A 6,571-nucleotide genomic window follows, 5' to 3' on the forward strand; every position below is an offset into this window, starting at 1 on the left:
TGCCATGCAAAGCTACATCCTCCTGAAATCATTTATCATGCTGTCGGCTCTCGGGGCCGCGTTCACTATCTTTTATCAGAAGGTCAAACGCCTCTACCGCCTGATGACGGCGGTGGACGGCAAGACGGAATTCAAGCTGGACCACGTCAAGGAGCGGATCATGGTCATCATCAAGGATGTCCTGGGGCAATCCAATGTACGGCGCAAGGCCCTTCCCGGCCTCTCCCACATGCTGATCTTCTTCGGATTCCTGGCGGTGCAGCCCCATTCACTTGAACTCATGATCAAGGGCGTCATTCCGGCTTTTGACGTGGCCCATCCGGCCCCCGGCGTCTACGGCGCCTATCTCTATATCGCCGACATCCTGGCGTCGCTGGTACTGGTGGGATTTGCCTGCGCCATCTACCGCCGAACCCTCGTGCGGCCCAAATACCTGACCATGGGCGTCGACGCCAATCTGATCATCCTCTTTACCTGCGTCATCATCGTGACGTTTCTGTTCATCAACGCCTTCCAGACTCTGATGCCCTCGACCTTCGACTATTCGGCGGTGTTTCCCGTGTCGGGCGCCCTGGCCGCCTTCCTGAATCTGGGCCGGCTGACCCCGAACCAGGTCCTTGCCGGGTACGAGGTTTCCTACTGGATTCACATGGCCACGATCCTGGGCTTTCTGGTCTACATCCCCGGCTCCAAGCACCTCCACCTCCTGGCGGCGGCTCCCAACGTGTTCCTGAAGCCGCTCCAGCGGGAGAAGGCCATGGTCAAGACCGACATCGAAGACGAAAACGCCGAGAGCTTCGGTCTGGGCAAGGTCAGCGACCTGAACTGGAAAAACGTGCTGAATCTCTACGCCTGCACCGAATGCGGACGATGCGAGGAGCAATGCCCGGCAGCGAACACGGGCAAGCCCCTGTCGCCGAAACAGGTCATTCACGATGTCAAGATTGACCTGTTTCAACATGCCGATCCGCTCCTGTCGGGTTACAAGGAGAGCATCCAACCGATCATGCGGGAGGGTTCCCCCATCACTGACGACGTCATCTGGTCGTGCACCTCCTGCCGGGCCTGTGAGGACATCTGCCCGGTCAACATAGAACAGTTGGACTTCATTCTCGAAGTTCGTAAACATCAGGTTCTGATGGAGGCCAATTTCCCGCCTGAGATGCAGGAGACCTTCACCAACCTGGAAAATCAGGCCAACCCTTGGGGGTTCTCGGCCGACACCCGGGCCGACTGGGCCAGGGGCATGGACATTCCCCTCATGAGCGACCGTCCGGAGGCCGAGGTCCTTTGGTACGTCGGGTGCGCCGGTTCCTTCGACGACCGGGCCAAGAAGATTTCGAGGGCTCTGGCTCGCGTGATGCAACGCGCCGGGGTGGATTTCGCGATCCTGGGACCCGAGGAATCCTGCAACGGGGATCTGGCTCGGCGATCCGGCAACGAGTACCTCGCCCAGATCTTGATTCAACAAAACGCCGAGGTTTTCAATCAATACGGCCCCAAAAAGATCGTCACCGGGTGCCCCCACTGCTTCAACATCATCAAAAACGAATTCCCACAATTCGGTGCCGTCTACCCGGTGGTTCACCACACCGAGTTCCTGTTCGATCTTCACAAGCAGGGACGTCTCGTACCCAACGGTAAGAGCGTGGGGGATTTCACCTTCCATGACTCCTGCTACCTGGGGCGCTGGAACGGCATCTACACGGCTCCCCGGAACCTCCTGACAAGCATGAACGGCGGCGGACGCTTGGTGGAACTCGAACGGCACGGCGACAAGGGCTTCTGTTGCGGCGCCGGCGGCGGACGTATGTTCATGGAGGAGGCCATCGGCAAACGCATCAACACCGACCGGGCCGAGGAGGTCGCGGCCTCGGGCGTACCGACAGTGGCGGCCGCCTGCCCCTTCTGCGCCACCATGCTGGCAGACGGCCTCATGGAAACGAAAGCCGAGGTAGCGGTCAAGGACATTGCTGAAATCATCGACGAGGCGACGGCATCGGCAGCCGATCAAGGAGAGAGAGCATGACATTGGAAGAGAAGATCATCGGTATCCTGAAAGATAACCGGATATCCTACGAAATCTACGAGCACGAACCTGTCTATACCAATCCGGCCATGGCCGAGGCTTTAGGGGTCTCCGAAGCGGAGACCGTAAAATCCCTTGTCCTGTTGACAAAGGAAAAAAGGATGGTCGTCCTGGTGTTGCCGGGTGACAAAAAAGTGGATTGGAAAAAGGCGGCGGCCGACATTGGGACCAAAAAGGTTTCCTTTGCCAAGCCCGAAGAGGTGGCGGAAAAGGTGGGCTGCGAGGTCGGCTGCGTCCCGCCTTTCGGGCAGATGACCGCTCTGCCGATATACATGGATGCGGAGCTGACGAAAAAGGACTATGTCTACTTCAACCCCGGCGTCCATGACAAATCGTTCAAGATCAAGGCCTGGGACCTGAAAAAGGTCAGTAATCCGAAAATCGTCTGACCGGCGTCCGGGGCGGCCTCGTCAACGGCCGCCCCGGAAAGTCATTCCCGTCTTCGACAGAAAAATCAAGGATACCCTTGGCCTGGATAGCCAAAATCTCGTTTTTCCGGGCCATGAGCCGGACCATGTCGACCCGCGGCGCCGTGTCGACATGGATGCCGAAGGTTTCGGCCCGGTGTAACGTTTCCAGGACCGCCGCCGTCTTGATCATGATCTTGGACGGGATGTGCATCCCCAGTTCAAACGGGTGCCGCCGACGTTCTCCCGCTCGATCACCGTGACCGCCGCACCCAACTGCGCAGCGCGAACCGCCGCGACATATCCCCCCGGTCCCGCACCGATAATGGCTATTCGTGTTGTCATACCCCCTCCTCGTCTCCTGAATGATTTCAGCCGCACTCGCCGGAACTGCCGAACGCCTTATTTAGTTTAACAATTATTATATATTCAATCAATTATTGACAACTGTTTTTATATTTATGTTAATTTTATTTAATTTTTTTTATGAATATCGTGTTTTCTATCCCAAAAAAAATTACTATCCCTTTCGAACAAAACTATTTTTGATGGTTTCGTAAAAAGTCGTCCGTAAAAATTTTTACTACGATATGAAGTGTGTTTGGCTTTCATTAAACACGATATGATGTGGTCAAAAATCCAGATTTTTACTTTTTACGAGACCGTCATTTTTGGATTAAAATTATAAAATCACATAAAATTGATGTCTGATTTTGATGATATTCAAAACATTACAAAATAATATTGACATAAACATCAATTTAAATCTATATGCAAATAAAGACCCCCGACCACCAGACCGTATGCAACCGTCAGAAGGAGGTCATCCACAGCAAACCCTGTCGGGATGGACTATCTCGATATCGCCCGCCGTATCATTCGACAGGAGTCGTTATCCGATCACTTTTTCCCAACACGCCAAGGAGAGACACCATGGGAAATCACCCCAAAAAAACCCTTCTTCACGGTTGGCATACTGCACATGGTGCCAACATGGCCGATTTCAGCGGTTATGAAATGCCGCTGTGGTACGCATCGGCGAAAAACGAGCACCTGGCGGTACTGACCCATGCAGGCGCATTTGACACCAGTCACATGGCATCCCTGCTGGTCTCCGGAACGGGCGCCTTCGAACTGCTGCAGAAGTGCTTCACCAACGACATGTCGGCCTGCATCGGACGGGACAGAAAAGCCCTCTTCCCGGGTCGCTGCGTCTATGGCGCTTTTCTGACCGAAGAAGGCGGCGTCCTCGACGATGCCATTATCTTCCACATCGCACTGCATCAATACATGGTCGTCGTCAATGCCGGCATGGGGCCCCACGTCGCGGATCACCTGTCGATTCACGCAGGCGAAGCGGACGTCCGAATCTCCGACTTGACGGACCGTTTGGGGAAAATGGATGTCCAGGGACCCATGGCGGCTCGGGTGATGAAGAAAATTCTGAAATCACCCGACCTGATCTTCGACAGAATGCCCTATTTCTCATTCAAGGGATATTTCGACGCGGCGTCGCCCCAGGCCGATACGGTCCGACTCATCGACGGAACGCCTGTTCTGCTCTCCCGGACCGGCTACACCGGGGAGTTCGGGTTCGAAATCTTCATCGCCCCCGAGCATTTTGTAAAATTGTGGGAGATGGTGATAGCGGCCGGCAAGGAATTCGGCCTCACGGCCTGCGGCCTGGCGGCTCGGGACTCCCTTCGTACGGGCGCCGTCCTGCCCCTTTCTCATCAGGATATCGGCCCCTGGCCTTTTATCAACACACCTTGGTCTTTTGCCCTCCCTTACGATCCATCGGGCCGGGGCTTCACCAAGGCCTTCATCGGCGACAAGGCGCTCACCGCCGTAACGAATCCGGAATTCACGTACCCCTTCGCCGGCTTTGACCTCAGGAAGGTCTCTCTTCCCGCAGTGGTAATGGATGTCGACGGCATGGAAATCGGCACGGTCCTCACCTGCGCCACCGACATGGGTATCGGTCGCCATCAGGACCGGATATTCAGCATTGTCAGCCCGGACCGGCCCGAGGCATGCCGGATCAAAGGACTCTGTTGCGGGTTCATAAAAGTGAAAAAACCGCTGAAAATCGGCACCGTGGTGACCCTGAAGGACGTCCGCCGGACAATTCAGATCCGCGTTGAGAAAGACATCCGACCCAATCGCACCGCGCGCAAACCACTGAAAGAGATGCTTTGAAGCATTGCGGCCGATAGCGGCGGCCGCTATATATGGATCGTGAAAAGCTGAAACCGCCACACGGCACCACTGATCGACAACCGATCAACAACTATGGAAGGAGGACGTCATGGCCAAGGAACTCAACGAAATCATTCTGAAGGATGGCTACAAGTATGCAAAAGATCACGAATGGGCGAAAAAAACAGGGGATACCGTCAAGATCGGCATAACCGACTATGCCCAGGATCAGTTGGGCGACATCGTTTTCGTCGAACTTCCGGAAGTGGATGCGGAATTCAGGAAAGGCGATGAGTTCGGAACGCTGGAATCGACCAAGGCCGTATCTGAGCTTTACATGCCTGTGGGAGGACGGGTCGTCGCCGTCAACGACACCCTTTCCGATGAACCGGAGCGGGTCAACAGATCACCCTACGATGATGGATGGATGATCGAAATCGCTCCCGCCGATCCGGCCGAATTTGAGGCACTGATGGACAGAGACGCCTACTTTGATATGTTGAAAGGATTGTAATCATGCGATATTTACCGCATACCAATGAAGACGTGGCAGAAATGCTTCAGGTGGTAGGAGCGGCAAACCTCGATGATCTCTTTTCGTCCATCCCCGAGAACTGTCGCTTCAAGGGCGAGCTGAACCTGCCGTCCGACATGACCGAATGGGCGCTCACCGACCACATGGCGACCCTGGCCGACCGGATGGCCTGCTCCCCGGAATACCGGGTGTTTGTCGGAGCGGGCAGCTACCGTCATTACATTCCCGCGTCGGTGCCGTATCTCCTCTCCAGATCGGAGTTCTCCACCGCCTACACGCCCTACCAACCGGAGATCAGTCAGGGGACACTCCAGGCCATTTTCGAATACCAGACGCTCACGGCACGCCTTTTGGGCATGGAGGTGGCCAACGCCTCCATGTATGACGGCGCGTCCGCTCTGGCCGAGGCGCTTCTCATGGCGATCCGGATCGAGCGGGGCAAGAAAACCGGCATAGCCCTGTCGACGCTGATCCATCCCCACTACCGACAGGTGGTCCGAACCTATTTCGAACCGACCGGCTACAAGATCGTCGAGCTTCCCTGCCTGCCCGACGGTTCCACGGATCTGTCCGCCGTCGACGAAATCGAAAACCTGGCCGCAATCGCCCTTCAATCCCCCAATTTCTTCGGATGCATCGAAAAAATCAAGGCGGCGAGCGACAAGGCCCATGCCCTGAACGCCCTCTCCGTGGTCTGCTTCACCGAGCCCATGGCCTACGGTCTGTTTAAAAATCCAGGCAGCCAGGGGGCCGACATCGTTTGCGGCGAAGGTCAAAGCCTGGGTATTCCCCAATCCTTCGGCGGTCCGGGCCTCGGCATGTTCGCGTCTCTCAACAAATATGTCCGCAACATGCCCGGACGTCTTGTCGGCAAGACCACAGACCGGGACGGCAAGCGGGGCTTTGTGCTGACGCTCGCTACGCGGGAGCAGCACATTCGTCGGGAGCGCGCTACCTCCAACATCTGCTCCAACCAGGGTCTCTGCGCCACCATGTCCACCATGTACATGGCCTCGGTGGGCGGCACCGGTATGCGTGAACTGGCCCGGCTCAACCGCGACAAGGCTGAATACCTGAAATCGGAGCTTAAAAAGGCCGGCTTTCGGATCCCTTTCGAGAGGCCCGGCTTCAACGAGTTCGTCGTTGAGTTTCCGAAGGGATTTGAATCCACATATCAAAAACTGGTCGGCAAGAAGATCGTTGCAGGCATCCCCATCGAATGCCACTACCCGGAGTTGACCGACCATTATCTTCTGTGCGCCACCGAGACCCACAGCAAAGCCGATATGGACACACTGGTAAAGGAGGTGACATCATGACCGAAAGCCCGGGCACCACCGG

General features: G+C 56.0%; 7 protein-coding genes. 5 read left to right on the top strand and 2 right to left on the bottom strand.

Features of this window, described 5'->3' with window-relative positions:
- The first annotated feature begins 4 nt into the window (after positions 1 to 4).
- Together AB7S84_RS07020 and AB7S84_RS07025 are read left to right on the top strand one after the other, a co-directional pair.
- On the top strand, positions 5 to 2,029 hold the full coding sequence (locus AB7S84_RS07020; protein WP_020877291.1) for a (Fe-S)-binding protein: 2,025 nt from the start codon (positions 5 to 7) through the stop codon (positions 2,027 to 2,029).
- A complete protein-coding gene (locus AB7S84_RS07025; protein ID WP_020877290.1) occupies positions 2,026 to 2,478 on the top strand; it encodes an aminoacyl-tRNA deacylase in 453 nt (150 codons plus the stop codon). Before AB7S84_RS07020 ends, AB7S84_RS07025 begins: the two co-directional genes overlap by 4 nt.
- Here the strand turns inward: AB7S84_RS07025 and AB7S84_RS07030 are convergent.
- Both AB7S84_RS07030 and AB7S84_RS07035 read right to left on the bottom strand, forming a co-directional pair.
- Positions 2,456 to 2,710: a hypothetical protein gene (locus AB7S84_RS07030; RefSeq protein WP_428153617.1), complete on the bottom strand. Its 255-nt coding sequence runs from the start codon at positions 2,708 to 2,710 to the stop codon at positions 2,456 to 2,458. The two genes, AB7S84_RS07025 and AB7S84_RS07030, sit on opposite strands and share 23 nt — an antisense overlap.
- Positions 2,686 to 2,841, bottom strand: a complete 156-nt coding sequence (locus AB7S84_RS07035; protein ID WP_020877288.1) for an FAD-dependent oxidoreductase — start codon at positions 2,839 to 2,841, stop codon at positions 2,686 to 2,688. The genes AB7S84_RS07030 and AB7S84_RS07035 overlap by 25 nt, the downstream gene beginning before the upstream one ends.
- Positions 2,842 to 3,429: 588 nt before the next feature.
- Between AB7S84_RS07035 and AB7S84_RS07040 the strand changes: the two genes are divergently transcribed.
- From AB7S84_RS07040 to gcvPA, 3 genes are all read left to right on the top strand, one after another.
- Positions 3,430 to 4,695 (top strand): aminomethyltransferase family protein, encoded by a 1,266-nt coding sequence (locus AB7S84_RS07040; RefSeq protein ID WP_428153620.1) that lies wholly within the window; start codon positions 3,430 to 3,432, stop codon positions 4,693 to 4,695.
- A 109-nt stretch (positions 4,696 to 4,804) separates the two neighbouring features.
- Complete coding sequence (gcvH, locus tag AB7S84_RS07045) at positions 4,805 to 5,209, top strand: glycine cleavage system protein GcvH (protein WP_020877286.1); 405 nt, start codon at positions 4,805 to 4,807, stop codon at positions 5,207 to 5,209.
- A 2-nt stretch (positions 5,210 to 5,211) separates the two neighbouring features.
- Positions 5,212 to 6,549 (top strand): aminomethyl-transferring glycine dehydrogenase subunit GcvPA, encoded by a 1,338-nt coding sequence (gcvPA, locus tag AB7S84_RS07050; RefSeq protein ID WP_020877285.1) that lies wholly within the window; start codon positions 5,212 to 5,214, stop codon positions 6,547 to 6,549.
- Positions 6,550 to 6,571: the final 22 nt, after the last annotated feature.

It is taken from the genome of Desulfococcus sp. (assembly GCF_050178255.1).
Classification (GTDB): domain Bacteria; phylum Desulfobacterota; class Desulfobacteria; order Desulfobacterales; family Desulfococcaceae; genus Desulfococcus; species Desulfococcus multivorans.

Excerpts from the sequence above, each read along its gene's own strand:
- AB7S84_RS07020 (WP_020877291.1), top strand. The coding sequence starts at position 5 with ATGCAAAGCTACATCCTCCTGAAATCATTTATCATGCTGTCGGCTCTC.
- AB7S84_RS07025 (WP_020877290.1), top strand. The coding sequence starts at position 2,026 with ATGACATTGGAAGAGAAGATCATCGGTATCCTGAAAGATAACCGGATA.
- AB7S84_RS07030 (WP_428153617.1), bottom strand. The coding sequence starts at position 2,710 with ATGCACATCCCGTCCAAGATCATGATCAAGACGGCGGCGGTCCTGGAA.
- AB7S84_RS07035 (WP_020877288.1), bottom strand. The coding sequence starts at position 2,841 with ATGACAACACGAATAGCCATTATCGGTGCGGGACCGGGGGGATATGTC.
- AB7S84_RS07040 (WP_428153620.1), top strand. The coding sequence starts at position 3,430 with ATGGGAAATCACCCCAAAAAAACCCTTCTTCACGGTTGGCATACTGCA.
- gcvH (WP_020877286.1), top strand. The coding sequence starts at position 4,805 with ATGGCCAAGGAACTCAACGAAATCATTCTGAAGGATGGCTACAAGTAT.
- gcvPA (WP_020877285.1), top strand. The coding sequence starts at position 5,212 with ATGCGATATTTACCGCATACCAATGAAGACGTGGCAGAAATGCTTCAG.